Here is a 17,964-nt window from a genome sequence, read left to right as displayed (position 1 = left end):
GACAATAATTAGAACAAGTTTATTCTTAGTTATGAAATAATAGAAGCCTATATCTATAGTGATCAAGCACATGATCAATCGAGAGCTTTGGATATAGATTATGATTCAGGTATTCCACATGTACACGATTCGAAAAGAAGTGTTACTGGTAAGCTTATTAGAGGTTCTGGAAGACCGTATGAACCTGATAAAGATAAATATGTTAGGTAAAAATTAGAGTTATTTATGAGTTTAAAAAATTTATTAAAAATAATTCATGATGGTGTAATTGAAGGGGTATTCTTTGATAATAAACAAGATATCCTTATACTATTTGTGAGAATAGATTATGAGGTTAGATATGAATTAGTATTTAAAGGAGTTTTAGAATATAGGGTATTAGATTTTGGAAAACAAAACATTATTTCTAGAGTAATTAATTATCAAAAAGATAATTTTTGTCACGATGAAATATTTGAATTATTAAAATGGGTTTCTTCAAATTCTGATTCATCAACATATTGGTCGAATGATGAATTAAGAAAAATTGTCGAAAAAATTAAATCAAATGATTTAGCCCTACTTTATTTGGAACCTAGTGCTGGTGCAGAAATTGTAATTTTATTTTCAGATTGTATTGTAAAAATGCGAAATTAATATAATACAGTTTATGTTAGATATTTGAAATTTTTCCTTTATCAAGAATTGAAAATAACTGGATTGAATATCAGATAAATCCGTGGGCTTTGGGATTTAAGAAATGACTGTTTGCAGGCTTACTTATAAATGGGCAGAGAGCAGAAAATATTATGACTTTAATCCAGTTGGCTATGCTTAATGGTCTGGATATACCTATTTAAGAGATGTACTTTCAAGATTATTGACTCATGAAATGAAAGATATCGAAGAATTGCTGCTGTATAAGTGGAATCCTGCTTGAACTTAAGTGAGGTTCAAAAAAGCTGTACTAATTTATATCCATTAAATTCAAAAAAACCGAGGTATTCAACCTCGGCTTTCAATTTAACACTGCTTGAAAAATAAATTATTTTTCAACAAAAGCGCGTTCAATCACGTAGTCGCCTAAAACGCCCATTTTAGGGGATTCTTTCAGGCCGTGTTGGTCAAGGAGCTCGACAACATCGTCAAGGAATGCTGGGCTACCACAAAGCATTGCGCGGTCAGTTTCAGGATTAAAACGTGGCAAGCCAATTTTTTCAAATAAGGCACCAGATTCAATCGCAGTGGTTACACGACCTTGGGTATGGAAATCTTCGCGGGTCACAGTAGGGTAGTAAACCAATTTATCTTTAATACCCAGCTCTTCAAAAAACTCATTGTTTGGAAGTTCGTTGAGAATCAGGTCTTGGTAAGCCAATTCAGAAATAAAGCGTGTACCATGTACCACGATAACTTTCTCAAAACGCTCATAGGTTTCTGGATCGCGAATCGTTGATAAGAATGGTGCTAGCCCTGTACCCGATGAAAGAAGGTATAAGTTTTTACCCGGATTCAAATCATCAAGCACTAAAGTACCTGTAGGTTTTTTAGAAATTAGAATTTCATCACCAACTTTTACTTTTTGCAAAATAGAAGTTAAAGGACCATCAGGCACTTTAATTGAGAAAAACTCTAATTCTTCTTCGTAGTTAGCGCTTGCAATAGAATATGCTCGCATTAAAGGCTTACCATTGACTTCAAGACCAATCATCACAAATTGACCATTTTTAAAACGTAATGCAGTATCACGTGTGGTCTTAAAACTGAATAGAGTGTCATTCCAGTGGTGTACGTGAGTAATCTTTTCGACGTTGAAAGCAGCCATTAAAGGTCTCAATAAATTATCAAATTAGAACAGCCTGCTATTCTAATCTAAAATCATTCTCGATAAACTGAATATATTTAATTGAACTTATCAGAAAAAATGATTATGACTGAGTTAAGTCTCCCGATTATTGGGATTATGCGTTCTCCTTATGTTGAAAAATTTGGTATTCCTCGACAACCTAATCTGGTTCAGGTGGAGTCTTTTATCGAAATGCATGCACCCTACAATGTCTTGGAAGCATTTGAGGGAATCGAGGAATTTAGTCATTTATGGTTGATCTGGCAGTTTCATGACAATAAAAATCAACAAGATAAAGATAAATTCCGCCCTCAAGTGAGACCTCCACGTTTAGGTGGAAATAAAAAAATCGGTGTATTTGCAACACGCAGTATGTATCGTCCAGCACCAATTGGTTTATCTGTAGTACAACTTAAAGCCGTCAAAAAAGAGGGGAATGCTGTTCGTGTATATGTGACAGGCAGTGACCTTTTAGATGGTACGCCGATTGTCGATATTAAACCTTATATTCATTATTCAGATGCTGTGGATGCGGCGCAAAGTGGTTATGCCCAGTATGAGCCTGTTCGTAAACAGGTTATTTGGTCTGAGCATGCACAGCAATTAAAAAGTAAATTTCTTCAAACAGCTGACATGGATCTAAAATATATCGCTGAACTTGAGTCGGTACTGGCTTTAGATCCTCGACCAGCTTATCAGCATGATGATGCGCGTATTTATGGGATGCGTTTTGGGCAATTTAATATTAAATTTAGCTGTGCTGAAGAGGCGATCCTGATACAGGGCATTGAGTCGTTCAGTTATTGAAAACGTGATTCCATATCCTGCTTAAAAACTTATGCGCTTTTGTCCGCTGTGATCGGAGCATCTCGGTTTAAAGAGCAGGATAGTAGCTACAATTACTCTAAAACGGCTGTCTTGGCAAACTGCAGCAAATCTTGTTGTGATTTCAGCAAAAGCCGTTGCTGTTCTGCGGCAATCCAGCCCAAAGCAAACCAGACCTGAGGTTCTGCTTTGACCAATTTTTTTAACACATCTTCAGCAACAATCAGGTCATTGTAGAGCCCTAAACTTTCTTGAGCAGGCTTTATGGCTTTTAAATATTTTTTGATTTGGTTTTTATCTGATAATGATGCAACAAACTCAATACTATAACGCAAACGCTTTAAGTTTTTACGAGTACGGTGCCGTGCTTCGATGTCTAAATTTAAATAGTTTTCTGCATCAATTTGAATTTTGCGATGTAATTGTCTAACTTTTTTAAATGCTGCTTTATGTACAGCTATTTGAGATTTTTCACTTGATTCTTGGGCAATAAATTGAATGAGGGATAGGACCAAATAATTAAAATTAAAAGATCTAAACAGTTTGGTTAATTTTTGCGAATCGACATCTTGTGGTTCTGGAAGTTTAAACTTAGGCGCACCAGCAGCTTCAAGCTGAGGTAATAACTCCTCTCGAATCATATCTAAATCACGAGCCGAACCGAGTTGTCTAAATAGTTCGGTTAACTGGGTTTGCCAAGTGGGATCGATATGCAAAGACCAATTGGAAAAGGTTTTTAAAGCACTTCTTAAGCGGCGAATTGCCACACGTGCCTGATGAATATGTTTGGAATTAAAGTTTCCAGATGCAATTGCTGTAGTGTTGGGGAGTAGATGCGATAAGCAATTATTCACGATCTTTTTTAATGCATTCTCAGGATGATCCTTTGAATCAAGAACAAGTGGCGTTTGCAACTGTACGGGATTGTCTGGAGAGTTTTGTGCAAGCTGAAAACCTTGCTGTGCTTTGCTACGGGTATCAAGCCATAAGTTATAGCGTTTCATCCGAGGTAAGATAAAAGAAATGAGATCTTGAACAGTGCCTTGTTTCAGTTCAAATTCTAATTCACGTAATGCGAGACGCTGTTGAAGGGCGATGATATGACCGTGATCATAACTGACTTCAATTTCACTATTTTGAAATTTAAATAAGCTGAGCTTTCTTTCGATGTCTGTTTGAAACTGGACTTCTAATCCGTCTTTATGTTGCTCTAATAAGCGTTTAATATTTTTAGCAATATGCTTATTGCTGAGATAATTTTTTAGATCTAATCCTGTTTCCGCGTTTCCGATATTTTCCTCAAATTCAGCACGTTTAAGCCTTTGTTCTGTTGGAAGTTTGAGGGTTTGTACCCATTGCTGCTTTTCTTGATCATCTTCAAGGCGTTGACGAAGCGAGATTGAATGTTCAGACAAAATAAATTGTGCCGTATCATAGTATTTGGCTTGTAAGTGCTGAATATGGGTATCTTTTCTTTGAAACGCTTTAATGAGCATTTCTTGCTTTTCTTCAGGTATTTGGAATTTCAATTCAATTTCAAACATGCTTATCGTTCCATGCTTATTATTTATTCTCTCAATTTTAATCCGATAAATTGTTTTTTTTGAGTTTTTAATGAATGATTACAAATTCGCAACGTGAATAATCACGCGACTACAAATATTCAATTTTATGCAGTATTTAAAGAGATGATTTTATTCAATAATTTTAATCAATAAAACCATCTCTTCTCGCTGCTGATTTATTTTAAAAACTTACGGCTAACCAAGAACTGTTCCGTCGCTTCAAGCAGTTTCTCCGCATAAGCTTCTTGTTTTGCGGTAAGCCAGCCTAAAGCAAACCAATCACTGGCTTCTAGGTCGGTTTGTTGTAGGTAAGATGATGATGAAGCAAGCACTTGATATTGCTCACATGCTTGTTGAGCATCATTTAAAGATTTTGCATATTTCTGCAAGTTTTTAACATCATAGATATTGGTTAGGATCGGAAAGCTAAATTTTAATTCATTTAAATGCTGAGCCAGCGCTTCTAGACTTTCAAGGTCAGATAGATCGGCTTCATTTAAACTTTCTTGTAACTGTCGATACTGATTTTGCAATGTATTTTGCGCAAACCATTTTAAGTCATGGGTTGGCGCTTTCGCAGACTGTCCTAAACTGAACATGAGTAATTCTAAATAGTGCTGCACATTTTGAGTCGATTTGACCAAATTGATGAGTTTTTCATTGGCATACAAAATATCCCGATCTAAACTTTGTGCTGTTTTCGGATTTTGCAGTAACGCACCTAATGTGCGTTGCATATGTTCAAAATGCTGTAAGTTTTTAAAATGACTCTCAAACGCTGAGAGTTGATGTGACCATTTATCCGTTTTGGTATCTGTCCAATCTTTAAATAGAGAAAGACTTAAATGTAAGTGGTGTAGGGCAGTCTGCGCTTGAATAATATGTTCAGGCTGGGCAACTTGTGCAGAAATCGCGGCAATATTTGGCAATAAATGTTGTAATTGACTGGCAATAAGCACACGTAAATTTTTATCTGCAGTGTCTTTTTTATTTAAAATGGTTTCTTTGCTGAGCTGTGCTGGGCTGACTTTTTGATCCACAGTCAATAAGTGTCCAAATTCAGCTTTGCTACGTACATCGAGCCATAAGTGATACTTTTTAACCCATTCAAAACTAAAGGCTAAAAGTGATTGAATTGAGCCACTTTTTAATTCAAATTCTACTTCATGAATTTCTTGTTTGGAGGTTTCAGTTCGGACCTCACCAATATCGAGACTGATTTCAATTTCAGCATCTTCAAACTGAATCACACGGATGGTACGTTGGATGTCAGTTTCAAATTGTAATTGGAGTTCGTCAAATTTATCCCCCAATGCATTTTTTAAAACAGCAAGTGCTTCGGGTTTATTCTGGTAAATATCAATATCTAAACTTGGGGCTTCAGCAAGCTCACCTAAATCAATATTGTCTTCAAAACGCTGTAAATGGCTTTTAGTCGCTGCTTTTAATGTTTGTACCCAACGCGTCCCTTCTAAGCGTTGACGTAGTGCAGCGCCGTGTTGGGACATCTGACGATCAGGTGTGTCGTAGTATTTTGCTTGTAATTGAATAATTTGGGATTTTTTAGGATCTAATGCTTTGAGGAGTGCATTGCGGCGGGCTTCCGGAATTTGAAACTTTAATTCAACTTCAAGCATGTGAGGGTCCTAAGTGGTAATCATGATTATTAGAGAGTTAAACATTCTTGAATGTTTAATCTGGCATTGTAACTTAAAATGTGTCATCAGAAGACTTGTATAGCATGTCATTTGAGTATTTTTTACCGCTATATCGTTACTAATTAAATATTTAGAATGACAAAATTTCCTATTTCGTGACTGGTATGGTCTGGGCAATACTTGAAGTCGCAAATATAGATGAATTGTCAACAGACTTGATATTGAATTTGGCTGTTATTGCAGCATAAAATAAACTAAGCTGATTAAAAATAAAACAGGATGATTGATCATGAACGCGTATGTTGAGCCTAAATCGGAATTAGAGCAAAACCCGAAGTTTGAATTACCAATTAAAAACTATTCAGAATTTTATCGTTTTTATTTAACTGAACACCGTAGCATGATGAGTCGCCGTTTGCATGCAGCTGGAAGTAGTGTCGGTATTTATTTCTTTAGCAAAGCAATTCGTCAACGTAAAGCAAAATATGTGGCCTATGGACTGCTTTCTGGCTATGCATGTGCTTGGGTGGGGCATTTTGTATTTGAGAAAAATAAGCCAGCAAGCTTTAAGCAACCACTTTATAGTTTTATTTCTGACTGGCGTATGCTTTCCGATATTGTACGTGGCAATTTAAGTTTAAAAGACCGTAGTCTAGATAAAATTGAGAGCTAATCTTGTCAGTATGGTAATAAATTAAACAAAAAAGCTTAGAGATTTCTAAGCTTTTTTGTTTTTGTCACGTCTTCGCTGAGAAAACTTGCTTATAATCCATTTATTTGATTGTTTGAGAATATTGAATGCGCGGTCTTTACCTGATTACCAACGACGATCCAATCCAATTATTATTAGAAAAACTCGAAGCTGCTTTAAGCACTAAGCAAGTCGCTATTCTTCAGTATCGCCGTAAAAAAGTCGCTCAATCTGACCAAGCCAATGAAGTGAAGCAGATCAAACAACTGTGTGAAAAGTATCAGACACCATTTTTGATTAATGATGATTTAGATTTAGCTGAACAATTTAGTTTAGGTGTGCATCTTGGGCAGTCTGATGGTGAAATTTCAGATGCAGTGCAACGTTTACCACAAGGTGTCATCATTGGGCGAACTTGCTTAAACTCAATTGAGTTGGCTGAAAAAGCAATCGCTGGAGGAGCAAGCTATGTGGCTTTTGGCGCAATTTATGCAACATCGACCAAACCAGAAGCAGGTAATATTGGTCTAGCAGCATTACAGCAGGCATCTAAAAAGTTTGATTTACCTATTTGTGCCATTGGCGGTTTAACGGTTGAAAATTCTCAAGCTGTGATTGAGGCTGGTGCTGACCTTTGCGCAGTGATTAGTGATATATTAGCTCTATCAGTTGAAAATATTCCTGCCCGTGTCGCAGCTTGGGCACAGTTATTTGCAGAAACTGCAAAATCTTAATTTGTATCGTGATTTTTTATATCATTTTGAAATTTTAGTATTCTACAGGATTGAGTCGATTTATGAGCCTATCTCCAAAACAAGAGCAATTGTTTAAACAAGCCAGTAAACATATTCCAGGTGGAGTGAATTCTCCAGTACGAGCGTTTAATGGGGTGGGTGGTACGCCAGTATTTATCGAAAAAGCCAAAGGTGCTTATTTATACGATGTCGACGGCAAGCGCTATGTGGACTATGTGGGTTCTTGGGGGCCGATGATTTTAGGTCATGCACATCCTGATATTATCCAAGCAGTACAAGCAGCAGCAGTTGATGGTTTAAGCTTTGGTGCACCGACAGTACATGAAACCACACTGGCTGATTTGATCTGTGAAATCATGCCATCAATTGAATTGGTTCGTATGACCAACTCAGGTACTGAAGCAACCATGACGGCTATTCGCTTGGCGCGTGGTTATACAGGTCGTGACATGATTGTGAAATTTGAAGGTTGCTATCATGGACATTCAGATTCTTTATTGGTTAAAGCGGGTTCAGGCATGTTGACCATGGGTGAGCCAACATCAAAGGGTGTACCTGCTGATTTTGCCAAGCATACGGTGACCTTGCCATATAATGATATTGAAGCTGTTAAAGCTTGTTTTGCGAAATATGGTCAAGAGATTGCAGGGGTGATTGTTGAACCTGTTGCTGGAAATATGAATCTGGTTAAACCAATCAAAGGTTTCTTAGAAACGATTCGTGAGCAATGTGATCAATACAAATCAGTATTTATTATTGATGAAGTGATGACCGGTTTCCGTGTAGCACTCGGTGGTGCGCAAGCATATTATAATGTAAAACCTGATTTAACGACTTTGGGTAAAATCATTGGTGCTGGATTACCAGTCGGTGCATTTGGTGGAAAACGTGAAATCATGGAATGTATCGCGCCTTTAGGTGGGGTTTACCAAGCAGGAACCTTGTCGGGTAATCCTTTGGCTATGCGAGCAGGGATCAAAATGTTTGAAACCCTTCGCCAACCGAACTTCTACACTGATTTGTCTGCAAAATTAGATCAATTATTACAGGGCCTACAAGCTGCTGCGGATGAAGCTGGAATCCCATTCTTTACTCAACAAGCTGGTGGTTTGTTCGGCCTTTACTTTACTGATCAAACCGAAATTAGTAGTTTTGACCATATTTTAAAATGCGACATTGAAGCATTCCGTAAATTCTTCCACGGGATGTTAAATCGTGGTGTAAACCTTGCTCCATCTGCATTTGAGGCAGGCTTTATTTCAGCTGCACACAGTGATGAAGATATTCAGTTTACCATTGATATGGCTAAACAAGTCTTTGCTGAAATGCAAGCTTAAGGGGATTTAAGGCCGCTTCGATTGCTTGAATAAATGAGCAGAATGGACAGTCTTTTTGCATCAAGTTTGATTTAGAATAAAAGCCTGTAGTCTAAGGACTACAGGCTTTTTTGTGATTTTAGACATTATAATTCAGGAAGAAAATATGCAAACCAAACACTATTTAACCTTATCTGATGCAGAGTTTTTATTGAATAAAGCACATCAATATGCAATTGATCATGCTTTTAATGTCAGTATTGCCATCGTTGATGAAACGGGCAATTTATTGGCAATGAAGCGTATGGACGGCGCTTCTGCATTGACGTCGAAATTCTGTTTGGACAAAGCCAGATGCTCTGCATTAAGTCGTAGACCGTCAGGATCATATGAGACCCTTATCAAAAATGGTCAAATGGGATTTTTAACCATGCAGAGCGGCTCAGGGATGTTGGAAGGTGGTGAGCCTATTTTGTATCAAGGTCAGTTGGTTGGTGCAGTGGGTATTTCAGGAGTGAAATCATTTGAAGATGCTGAAATCGCACGACATGCAATTCAAGCTTTTCTTTCGCAGTTTAATTAAACGTCTATACTTAAAAAATTATGCGTATAGGTAAAGTCAGTAAATAAGTTTGAAGAGGTGTTTAAATAAACACCTCTTTTATCTTGTAAAATTACAAACGATAAAATTGTTTGGCATTATGGTGGAAGATGTTTTCCAGTGCATTTTCATCATATTGCATCACGATATCACTAAACGCATCAATGATATTCACCAGACTGGTATTGACCCGATCCATTGGGAAATTAGAAGCAAACATCACCCGATAGGTGCCAAAACTTTCCAAAGCATGCAGAATCAATGGTGCAACTAGATCAGTGATTTGTTGCTTAGAGGCCAGTTGTTTTTTCTTATAAAATTGATGACCAAGCACTGGCATAAATAGACCAGACATTTTGGTATATACATTTGGATAAGCGGATAATTCAGCAATAGCATCTTGCCATTGATAAAAAATATTTTCACGTGCTGTTTTAGTCAAGCCTGTATTTTGTCCAATTTTACCAAACAAGCCTGCTGGTGTACCAAAGTGGTCTAAAACAATTGAGGTTTCTGGGAACTTTTTTGCCAGCTCAATTACATCGGGAATTTGATGAGAATACACCCAAGCATCAAAACTCAGGTTATGTTGCGCGAGTTGTTCAAAACCTTTTAAGAATTTTTTCTCGGTATACAGGTGCGGGATATCTGTCCAATTATGCACGCCTTTATCTTCATGAAAGGCAGCCATACGGCGTATACCGCGCAAACGTTTAGATGCTTTTTGGTGAAACTTTAAAATCTTTTTGAAATTAGGATCGCACGGGTCGCCGCTAGCCACGATGCCACCAAGTTTTACAGTATTTTCATTAAAGGGTAAGGATTCAATAAATTCTGTTTCACCCACGACGCCTTTGCCTTTCTGTTTGGCCCAACTGGCTTCAATATGCACCACTTGTTCGACTGTATATGAGCCAAGATCATGTTTATAGTCTTGTGGTAAATAGGGGCGGGTGATGTGCTCAGTTAGTCCAACCGTTTCAATCAAATCTTTAGCTTTGACTAAACGCACCATTTTATCGAGTAGGAATGGACGCTTGCCCAAAAGCTTTACCGCAAATGCTGCTGCATGAGGGGTGTTGTAGGGATCCCACTGGTGAATATGTGGGTCAATGATTGGAAAATTCAAATCTTGCATATAACGTCCAAATTGTTATTTATTATCAAAATACAATACATGAATTTTATAAAAGGTGAATATTGTCACTTGGTAAAATTTAAGCGGTAAAGCCATTGGAGGAATCAGTTGATTTTATTATTTTGGGATGACTGCCATAAATTGTTATAAAAAAATAGCCTCATTGAAGAGGCTATTTTATCAATGCTTAGATCAATCTAAGATGATTTATCTCAATCAGTGTTGATGATCATGGCCATCATGATCATGCTTGTGGGTATGAAAATCTTCGTTTTTACGGAAACGGAGATAATTTTCAAACTGCTCACAATATTCATCATAATTATCTTCAAGCATCATTTGGAATTGTTGCAAAATATAAGACATGACTTGTTCTTTTGCGTCACGCATTTCATCACCATCTTTAAAGGTGTTTGCAGCAACCCAGGTATTAAAACGTGCAGTAGCGAAGAGCATTGCTGAGCTGACTTGTCCACGAAGTTCTTCTGGCTTAGGTTGCTGTCCTTTCGCTGGGCGGCAAAACTCATTGGCTTGTTTGATAAACTCATCCGCACGCTCAAAAAAAACAGCATTTAAAGCTTCTTCTTCGGTGACATCAGTAGCATCGATTTTTTGAGACATGACTTTTCCACATAGCGTATTTCATTGGTGGGCTATTATAGGCAATCCAAGGGTTAAACGAAACGCTTTACTTCTTCTGTATCTGAATTTGCAAAATAGCTGTCAAAATTTTCTTGATATTCATCAAGATGATCTTCAAGCATGAGTTTAAATTGTTCTACATAATAGTCTAAGATGACTTGGCGATCCGCTTTAAAATCTGGCGCTTGATTGTAGGCACATGCTGCATGCCAAATACTATAACGGGCATTGGCATACATAAATGAAGCACTGATCTTTCCAGGATGTGCTGTCAAATGCGAAACTTGATGATTTTGATCTGCAAATTGATTGGCGAGAGCAATAAATTCATCAGCACGCTCATAAAAGTATTCGTCAGATTCAACTTCTTCAGTTTCTTCAAAAAAATCATTATTTTCGGACATTATCATTCCTTTTCATAGACTTGTTTCATTGGTATAACTATAGCATACTCAAATAGCCTAAGCTTAATAAATACTCAAGGAGTAGATAATGCAAGATGCGATTGCCATACAAAGCTTGAAAAGTGATATTGCATTATTACGCCAAAATATTTGGCCACCTGTAGACTTGAGCAATGTTGAAGGTTTGCCAATTTATTATGGAACCCAATCCGCAGTAGAGGCCTACTATAAACAGTGGCTTGGATTGCTTGAAAGGGCACAAACCTTGTATCAACCTTTTATGCAGGATGAGGCTTTAGATGTGGCTCAATTACCCAGCCATTTAAATTTACCTTTGTTCTTTTTTCATGTAGATCGGATTCGAATTAATAAAACCCGTGCCAAAGAATCAAAAACTTTTCGTGGGATTGCTTCACTGGTTGAGAAATGTGGGCAATTTGAACTCAGCCAAATTAAAAATATGTCACAGTGGTTAAATAGTGATGATAGCGCAGCCTTGGTTGCGCATCGTGAGTTTATTGATTTAAGAACCTATATTTTTCAGTTTGGGCAAAGTGAATATACGAGAACACGATTTTATGTGAATGGCTTAGTGCTGAGCACTGAAAAAGATTTTGAATTGGTCGATGCCCGCGATAAGCCGCGTAAGCCACGTAATGATAGTTATGCTGATCCTTTAGCGGATAACAATCTCTGGAAAGTATTTGGTAAATATCGTTAGGCGGTTGTGAAATAGATGGTTGTAGATTTTGTTAAATAGGCTGTGATTTTTAACTTTGTTGTTTTTCTAGCTACAAAATGAAACGAGTAAATTATTTTAAGCACTGACTAAAAAATAAGATTTAGTCAGTGCTTTTATATAAAAGAATATCTTTTATTTTACAGCATCAATTGCAACACTTGCTGTTTTGTTAAACAGCGTACATTCTGACTTTAAGCCATTTAGATAAGCTTCTGCTAACTGCGCATTTATACTGTTTTTACCAGACTCAGCAACAGCATCTTGATAATCTCGTTCATATTGCTTAATTTGGTTTGCAAGTATGTCATATTCACCCGCAGTATAATAACTTGCTGGGTAATAGTCAGAGCCGATTTTAGCTACGGCATCAACTGATGTATTCAGTTGCATATCTCTGGATAAATCTAAGTTGAACTTTCCTAGCGCCGTTGAAATATAACCATCTTTAAAATATTTTGATGGGTCGTAATTATTCAGACGATAGCCTGAATAAAAATCAGCAAAGTTTGTATTTGTTGAAGAGGAAATTGATCGTAAACACGTTGATCCAGACGGGAATGTTTTACCTTTTAGTTTTTGCACATAATATGAAGAATAAGCGCCAACTACTGAGCTAAGTGCTATATTTGAACCAGCATAATGCTCAAATCCATTGATGTATGGACTAATTGCTTTGCCTGTTAAGTTGACTGTTTCAAATTTTTCAGTTAATTCCAATTGGTTATAATTACGAGATGAATAGGGTGTAAATGTCCAAACTGTCGCTGTTTTCGATTTCAACGTTGCATATTGATAGCCCAAATCAGTTTTACTTTTAGGTGCATCATAGAGCCCATCTGTTGCTAGATAATCACTTAAAAGATCTGATGAAAGGAACTGTGTTGAACCATCTACGTTATATTCACCATTGATGTACATCTGCTTATTGTTAAAGCTAAACTTTACTTTAGTAAAGAGGTTAATGTCTTGGGTTGAAGCGCCAGTTTCATACCCAAACCATTCAGATTCGTTGTTTGTTGTATAATCCCCAGCATCTGAATCGCCTCCACATGCGCTTAAAAATAATGAAGAAATGACGGCAAAAGACAGTAATTTAATTTTCATGAATTATTCCAAATTATAAAATATTAAAATTTATGAGTATAAAAATTCTCGCTGTCATCATATTTAAACATTTTATTTTTTCAATGTTTTTTTGATGAAATTTTAAAATTCTGTTAATTTTTATAATTATATATTGATCGAAAACTTAAAATGATTTTGCTGCTTTTCAATTTCATCCTTGCAAAAAAAAGTGCTTTTAATATTGAAGAACCCAAACAAAAACGATGATAAACATCGTCATATGCAAAATTTGAATTGGAGCAAAGATCAAGGCATAGCGACTGCCACCACTTAAAAATGCATTGATCGATTTCGCAATGGCATGTGCTGCTAAACCTAAAACAAAGGCGAGAGATAAGATATGATTACTCGGTTCTCCCTGAATGACAATCGTGGCCAAAGCGCTATGAATTTCAAATAATGAGGCCAAAAGCGTACCTGCAATTAAACCCGCATCACCCAATAAAAGATTTAGCCCATATACACCCGCCTGAATCAAGGTTAACGACGCTGCAATAATGGCTGCTTCTTTTAGACTAAACATACGACTATCTGTAAGCTGATTATTTTCAATCGGTTGTGTATGACGCATAAACCATAAGGCAAAAATGGTGAGGATCGTGATAGCGATTAGACTGGGCAGTACAATGAGCTTGAACCATGTAATACTGACACCAATTACAATAATCATGAGTTGTAGTAGGGTTGCCACGCAAGACATTAATGCTGCTCCTGCATTGGCTTTAGCATCTGCACGTCCATTTCTGACTTCTAATCCTAAGCTGGCAATGGTAGCGGTACTGGAAACAAAACCTGAAGCAAGCGAAGACAACAGCATGGCATTTTTTGATGACAATAATCGTTTGGCAATATGTGCAAGTGCTTGCACCGCCAAGATTAAGGTGAGTAATTTTAAAATAACATAGGGGTTAAGCACAGCACCCCATAAAGCTTTGTTTGGTGTCAGTGGCAATGCAATTAATAACAATGCCAGTAAGAAAATTCCATCTTTAAATTCAGATTCTGTAATCCATTTCCCGGCAATGCCATGCATAGAATGTTTAGTCATCAACAAGATGGTGAGGATGACTGATAAACCTGCGGCAAAAGAAATATTCCAAATGCACATTCCACCGATAAAATAAGTGAGGATAAATGCAATTTCAGTGGTTACACCGGGATCATCAGTTTGATTCTTTAAAGAATAAATGACGATACCACCTGTAATGAATGCACCCGCAATGCCAAAATAGGGACCAAACAAAAAACAAACAGCACCTAGTAAAGCGCAAATGGCAAATGATCTTAAACCTGCAAAACTATTTTGATTTTCACGTTGCTGACTTCGTTCACGTTCAAGACCGATAAGTAGACCACAACCCAATGCAGCCGCAATGATGGTGAGGAAATCGTTATAAGAGCCAAATGGAAATGGATATAGCGATATAAAATTCATAGTGCTCTCCAAATAAGACCATGAATTAATAGAATGATTTCAATGTATCGCAAAGTTTTAGAAAAACAAAAGTTTATTTTTTAGCCTTAAGCTAAATACATTATTGAATTTAGAAAATCCAAGAAATACAACAATTAATTTTGTTATAGTAGATTGAGTTTCGGGGATATAACAATGCAATTTAATTTTGAAATCGATACAGCTTGGTGTTTAGAACAATTATTAAAAGATGGTCGTATTACAGAACGGGAAAAACTATTGGTACAAACCACGCATCGACAACGCGATCAGTTGAAGTGGCATCCTTTACAATGGATAGCCAGCTTTAAGCTCGTCGATGCTAAAAATCCAGTGAAAAGACTGACATTGACCACACTGACAGAATGGTTAGCTGAAAAAGCCGAACTCAATTCATTTACAATTGATCCGTTAAAGGCCGATGTGACTTCACTGACCAATGTCATGTCGCAAGAGTTTGCAATAAGAAATAAAATTTTAGCAGTTGAGGTCAGTGCCGATAAAATTCTGATTGGTACAGCACAGCCTTTTATGACGGATTGGGTACATAATTTAGAACGTAGTTTAAGCCCCAAAAAAATTGAAAAAGTGGTGTTAAATCCTGAGTTATTACAACGTTATTTAACTGAGTATTATCAAGTCAGTAAAGCGGTCAGCAATTCGCAAAAATCCAGTGCCTATGATAAAGAAAATAAGGGTGTAGAAGCACTTTTACAATTGGGTGATACCCAGAATCCAGATGCCAATGATCAGCATATTGTGAAATTGGTCGATTGGGTTTTACAGTTTGCTTTTGAGCAAGGCGCAAGTGATATTCACTTAGAACCGCGTAAGGAAAAAGGCAAAATTCGTTTTCGTATCGATGGAGTACTGCATACGATTTATAATATGCCAGCCAATACCTTAACCGCAGTTATTTCACGGATTAAAATTTTAGGTCGTATGAATGTTGCAGAAAAACGTAAACCGCAGGATGGGCGTTTAAAAACACGGACACCGAAAGGGCAAGAAACCGAGCTACGTCTTTCAACATTGCCGACTGCTTTTGGTGAAAAGTTAGTGATGCGTATTTTCGACCCAGAAGTTTTGGTACGAAGTTTTCAACAATTGGGTTTTGATGAACATTTATTGGCGCAGTGGCATGCTTTAACTCAACATAGTCATGGCATTATTTTGGTGACTGGTCCCACTGGTTCAGGTAAAACCACCACGCTTTATTCTTCGTTAAAACAATTGGCAACCGAACAAGTGAACGTCTGTACCATTGAAGATCCGATTGAGATGTTGGAGCCAAGTTTTAACCAGATGCAGGTCAATCAAGGGATTGAGCTCGGTTTTGCCGATGGTATCCGTGCTTTGATGCGTCAAGATCCAGATATTATTATGGTTGGGGAAATTCGTGACCAAGATACTGCCAACATGGCGATTCAGGCAGCATTAACAGGTCATTTAGTACTTTCAACTCTGCATACCAATGATGCACCATCAAGTCTGACACGTTTGCATGATTTAGGCGTGCAGCCTTTTTTAACCGCTGCAACGATTTTGGGAGTATTGGCTCAGCGTTTAGTGCGTAAGCTTTGTCCACATTGCAAACAAGAAACCTTTATCAATGAACAAGAGTGGAAGCATTTGACATTTGGCTATCAGACCAAAATGCCTAGTTTTGTATATAAAGCAGTTGGATGTGAGGAATGCCGTCAAACAGGTTATAAAGGTCGTGTCGGGATTTACGAGTTTATGCCGATTAGCCTTGAAGCAAAGCAGAGAATTAGTGCGGGCGTGACTTTAGATGATTTAAAAATGCAGGCAAAAAAAGAGGGTATTGAACCATTAAGAATTGCTGGTGCACGGAAAGTATTGGAAGGCGTAACTACGCTGGAAGAAGTCCTTAGAGTTGTGCCTTTAAATTAATTTTGACTTAAAATAGCAAATGAAGAAATCCTAAGATTCACCTCATGTTGGTTTGTTTTAATGCTTCTATCGAAACGATGAACCGATATGAGGATACAACAATGAACGTCATTGCGAAAACAATTTTAACCACAAGCTTGATTGGTTTAACAAGTTTTGCCACTGCAAACACAGCAATAAATCAATCAGCGCTTACACCAAGTTTAACCACAGTAAAACAGGCGTTAACATTAAAAGACGATACTAAAGTGCAGCTTCGTGGCAATGTGGTTAAAGCAATCGGTGATGAAAAATATCAATTCCGTGATAGCACAGGTAGCATTACTGTCGATATTGATGATGAATTATGGCAAGGTAAACCGATCGCGGCAAATGCTACAGTGACATTGTTTGGTGAGGTCGATATCGACTATAAACCGACGAAACGTGTAGAAATTGATGTAGATGCGGTGAATTTTTAATTATTTTATCCATTAAAACAAATCACAGCAGATTCTCGTTATATTCGCTAAGACTACATGTGTATGCATGTGGTCTTTACCTATGTTCAACAAGTATGAACAGCAACAAAGTGCAGATTTTATTTTGATCAAGGCTTTATCTGCCTAAAAGAGAGATGGTCTATGCGAATTTTGCTCGCTGAAGATGATAGTTCACAAGCTGAAAGTATTAAATCTTGGTTGGAAATGGATGGCTACAATATAGATTGGGTCGAACGTGGTGATCATGCAATTCTAGCCATAGAACAGCATCAATATGACTGCATCTTGCTAGATCGTGGTTTGCCCAAAGCCACTGGCGATGAAATTCTTAAACTGTTAAAACGTCAATTTCCAGAAATTCCTGTGATTTTTCTTACGGCGAGAGACAGTATTCAAGATCGTGTGCAAGGTTTGGATCTCGGCGCAAATGATTATTTGGTAAAGCCTTTTAGTTTAGAAGAATTATCTGCCCGAGTACGGGCACAACTCAGACAAACCCAAGTCACAAATTTACATGAAATAAAATATGAAAATTTAGTATTAGATACTCAAGCGAAAATGGTATTTCAGGATCAGCAAGTTGTTCATCTCACCGCAAAAGAATTTCAAATTTTATATAAATTGATGCAAAAGCCTGAACATATTGTGACACGTGAGCAATTGGAAGAATCTCTTTATGCTTGGGGGGATGAAATTGAAAGTAATGCGATTGAAGTTTATATCTATCAATTGCGTAAGAAGATTGGTGGATATTTGATCAAAACAATCCGTGGCTTGGGCTATCGTATGAATAAAGAGCAAGATTGATTATTTCACCGAGCACTTTGA

The 17,964-nt window shown here is 37.2% G+C and carries 18 protein-coding genes and 1 pseudogene; 11 read left to right on the top strand and 8 right to left on the bottom strand.

Annotated elements, in window-relative coordinates:
* The first annotated feature begins 225 nt into the window (after positions 1 to 225).
* Positions 226 to 636, top strand: coding sequence for a hypothetical protein (locus PYV58_RS14910; RefSeq protein WP_034612234.1), 411 nt, complete (start codon positions 226 to 228; stop codon positions 634 to 636).
* A pseudogene (locus PYV58_RS14905) lies at positions 627 to 919 on the top strand (transposase domain-containing protein); the annotation flags it as partial. The gene PYV58_RS14910 and the pseudogene PYV58_RS14905, both read left to right, overlap by 10 nt.
* Before the next feature lie 105 nt (positions 920 to 1,024).
* Here the strand turns inward: PYV58_RS14905 and PYV58_RS14900 are convergent.
* Positions 1,025 to 1,804, bottom strand: a complete 780-nt coding sequence (locus tag PYV58_RS14900; protein ID WP_004721908.1) for a ferredoxin--NADP reductase — start codon at positions 1,802 to 1,804, stop codon at positions 1,025 to 1,027.
* Positions 1,805 to 1,903: 99 nt separating this feature from the next.
* Between PYV58_RS14900 and tsaA the strand changes: the two genes are divergently transcribed.
* Positions 1,904 to 2,632 (top strand): tRNA (N6-threonylcarbamoyladenosine(37)-N6)-methyltransferase TrmO, encoded by a 729-nt coding sequence (tsaA, locus tag PYV58_RS14895; RefSeq protein WP_034612230.1) that lies wholly within the window; start codon positions 1,904 to 1,906, stop codon positions 2,630 to 2,632.
* A gap of 92 nt (positions 2,633 to 2,724) precedes the next feature.
* Here tsaA and PYV58_RS14890 read toward each other — a convergent pair whose 3' ends face one another.
* Together PYV58_RS14890 and PYV58_RS14885 are read right to left on the bottom strand one after the other, a co-directional pair.
* The gene (locus tag PYV58_RS14890; RefSeq protein WP_034612226.1) at positions 2,725 to 4,194 is read right to left on the bottom strand and encodes a CHAD domain-containing protein; all 1,470 of its coding nucleotides are present in this window, start codon (positions 4,192 to 4,194) and stop codon (positions 2,725 to 2,727) included.
* Between the two features lie 197 nt (positions 4,195 to 4,391).
* A complete protein-coding gene (locus PYV58_RS14885) occupies positions 4,392 to 5,852 on the bottom strand; it encodes a CYTH domain-containing protein (protein WP_034612221.1) in 1,461 nt (486 codons plus the stop codon).
* Positions 5,853 to 6,162: 310 nt separating this feature from the next.
* Here PYV58_RS14885 and PYV58_RS14880 point away from each other — a divergent pair, with 310 nt between their 5' ends.
* The 4 genes from PYV58_RS14880 (at position 6,163) to PYV58_RS14865 (ending at position 9,218) form a co-directional block, all read left to right on the top strand.
* Positions 6,163 to 6,546, top strand: a complete 384-nt coding sequence (locus PYV58_RS14880) for a DUF962 domain-containing protein (RefSeq protein ID WP_034612218.1) — start codon at positions 6,163 to 6,165, stop codon at positions 6,544 to 6,546.
* Positions 6,547 to 6,671: 125 nt separating this feature from the next.
* Positions 6,672 to 7,298, top strand: coding sequence for a thiamine phosphate synthase (gene thiE, locus PYV58_RS14875; protein WP_034612215.1), 627 nt, complete (start codon positions 6,672 to 6,674; stop codon positions 7,296 to 7,298).
* Between the two features lie 62 nt (positions 7,299 to 7,360).
* Positions 7,361 to 8,656, top strand: a complete 1,296-nt coding sequence (gene hemL / locus PYV58_RS14870; RefSeq protein WP_034612211.1) for a glutamate-1-semialdehyde 2,1-aminomutase — start codon at positions 7,361 to 7,363, stop codon at positions 8,654 to 8,656.
* A 145-nt stretch (positions 8,657 to 8,801) separates the two neighbouring features.
* Complete coding sequence (locus PYV58_RS14865; RefSeq protein ID WP_034612206.1) at positions 8,802 to 9,218, top strand: heme-binding protein; 417 nt, start codon at positions 8,802 to 8,804, stop codon at positions 9,216 to 9,218.
* A gap of 91 nt (positions 9,219 to 9,309) precedes the next feature.
* On the opposite strand, the gene PYV58_RS14860 is transcribed toward PYV58_RS14865, so the two are convergent.
* The 3 genes from PYV58_RS14860 to PYV58_RS14850 all read right to left on the bottom strand — a co-directional run bounded on the left by PYV58_RS14860 (position 9,310) and on the right by PYV58_RS14850 (position 11,420).
* Complete coding sequence (locus PYV58_RS14860) at positions 9,310 to 10,374, bottom strand: amidohydrolase family protein (RefSeq protein WP_034612203.1); 1,065 nt, start codon at positions 10,372 to 10,374, stop codon at positions 9,310 to 9,312.
* A gap of 216 nt (positions 10,375 to 10,590) precedes the next feature.
* Positions 10,591 to 10,995, bottom strand: coding sequence for a DUF3144 domain-containing protein (locus PYV58_RS14855; protein WP_004820141.1), 405 nt, complete (start codon positions 10,993 to 10,995; stop codon positions 10,591 to 10,593).
* 53 nt (positions 10,996 to 11,048) lie between these two features.
* Positions 11,049 to 11,420, bottom strand: a complete 372-nt coding sequence (locus tag PYV58_RS14850; protein WP_004820143.1) for a DUF3144 domain-containing protein — start codon at positions 11,418 to 11,420, stop codon at positions 11,049 to 11,051.
* A gap of 88 nt (positions 11,421 to 11,508) precedes the next feature.
* On the opposite strand from PYV58_RS14850, the gene PYV58_RS14845 reads away from it, so the two are divergent.
* The gene (locus PYV58_RS14845; RefSeq protein ID WP_034612198.1) at positions 11,509 to 12,141 is read left to right on the top strand and encodes a hypothetical protein; all 633 of its coding nucleotides are present in this window, start codon (positions 11,509 to 11,511) and stop codon (positions 12,139 to 12,141) included.
* 153 nt (positions 12,142 to 12,294) lie between these two features.
* Here the strand turns inward: PYV58_RS14845 and PYV58_RS14840 are convergent, their stop codons facing one another.
* Complete coding sequence (locus tag PYV58_RS14840) at positions 12,295 to 13,266, bottom strand: hypothetical protein (RefSeq protein ID WP_034612195.1); 972 nt, start codon at positions 13,264 to 13,266, stop codon at positions 12,295 to 12,297.
* A 196-nt stretch (positions 13,267 to 13,462) separates the two neighbouring features.
* Positions 13,463 to 14,722 carry an MgtC/SapB family protein gene (locus PYV58_RS14835; protein ID WP_034612191.1) on the bottom strand — a complete coding sequence of 420 codons (1,260 nt, stop codon included), beginning with the start codon at positions 14,720 to 14,722 and terminating at the stop codon, positions 13,463 to 13,465.
* A gap of 174 nt (positions 14,723 to 14,896) precedes the next feature.
* Between PYV58_RS14835 and PYV58_RS14830 the strand changes: the two genes are divergently transcribed.
* The 3 genes from PYV58_RS14830 to PYV58_RS14820 all read left to right on the top strand — a co-directional run bounded on the left by PYV58_RS14830 (position 14,897) and on the right by PYV58_RS14820 (position 17,943).
* Positions 14,897 to 16,654, top strand: coding sequence for a GspE/PulE family protein (locus PYV58_RS14830; protein ID WP_004820151.1), 1,758 nt, complete (start codon positions 14,897 to 14,899; stop codon positions 16,652 to 16,654).
* Between the two features lie 101 nt (positions 16,655 to 16,755).
* On the top strand, positions 16,756 to 17,115 hold the full coding sequence (locus PYV58_RS14825; protein WP_004820153.1) for a NirD/YgiW/YdeI family stress tolerance protein: 360 nt from the start codon (positions 16,756 to 16,758) through the stop codon (positions 17,113 to 17,115).
* A 162-nt stretch (positions 17,116 to 17,277) separates the two neighbouring features.
* A complete protein-coding gene (locus PYV58_RS14820; protein WP_034612187.1) occupies positions 17,278 to 17,943 on the top strand; it encodes a response regulator transcription factor in 666 nt (221 codons plus the stop codon).
* The last annotated feature ends 21 nt before the right edge of the window (positions 17,944 to 17,964 follow it).

This window comes from Acinetobacter sp. TAC-1, assembly GCF_029025845.1.
Lineage (GTDB): Bacteria > Pseudomonadota > Gammaproteobacteria > Pseudomonadales > Moraxellaceae > Acinetobacter > Acinetobacter guillouiae.
The sequence above is the reverse complement of the archived record's forward strand: the minus strand, read 5'-3'. Positions and strand labels throughout refer to the sequence as shown.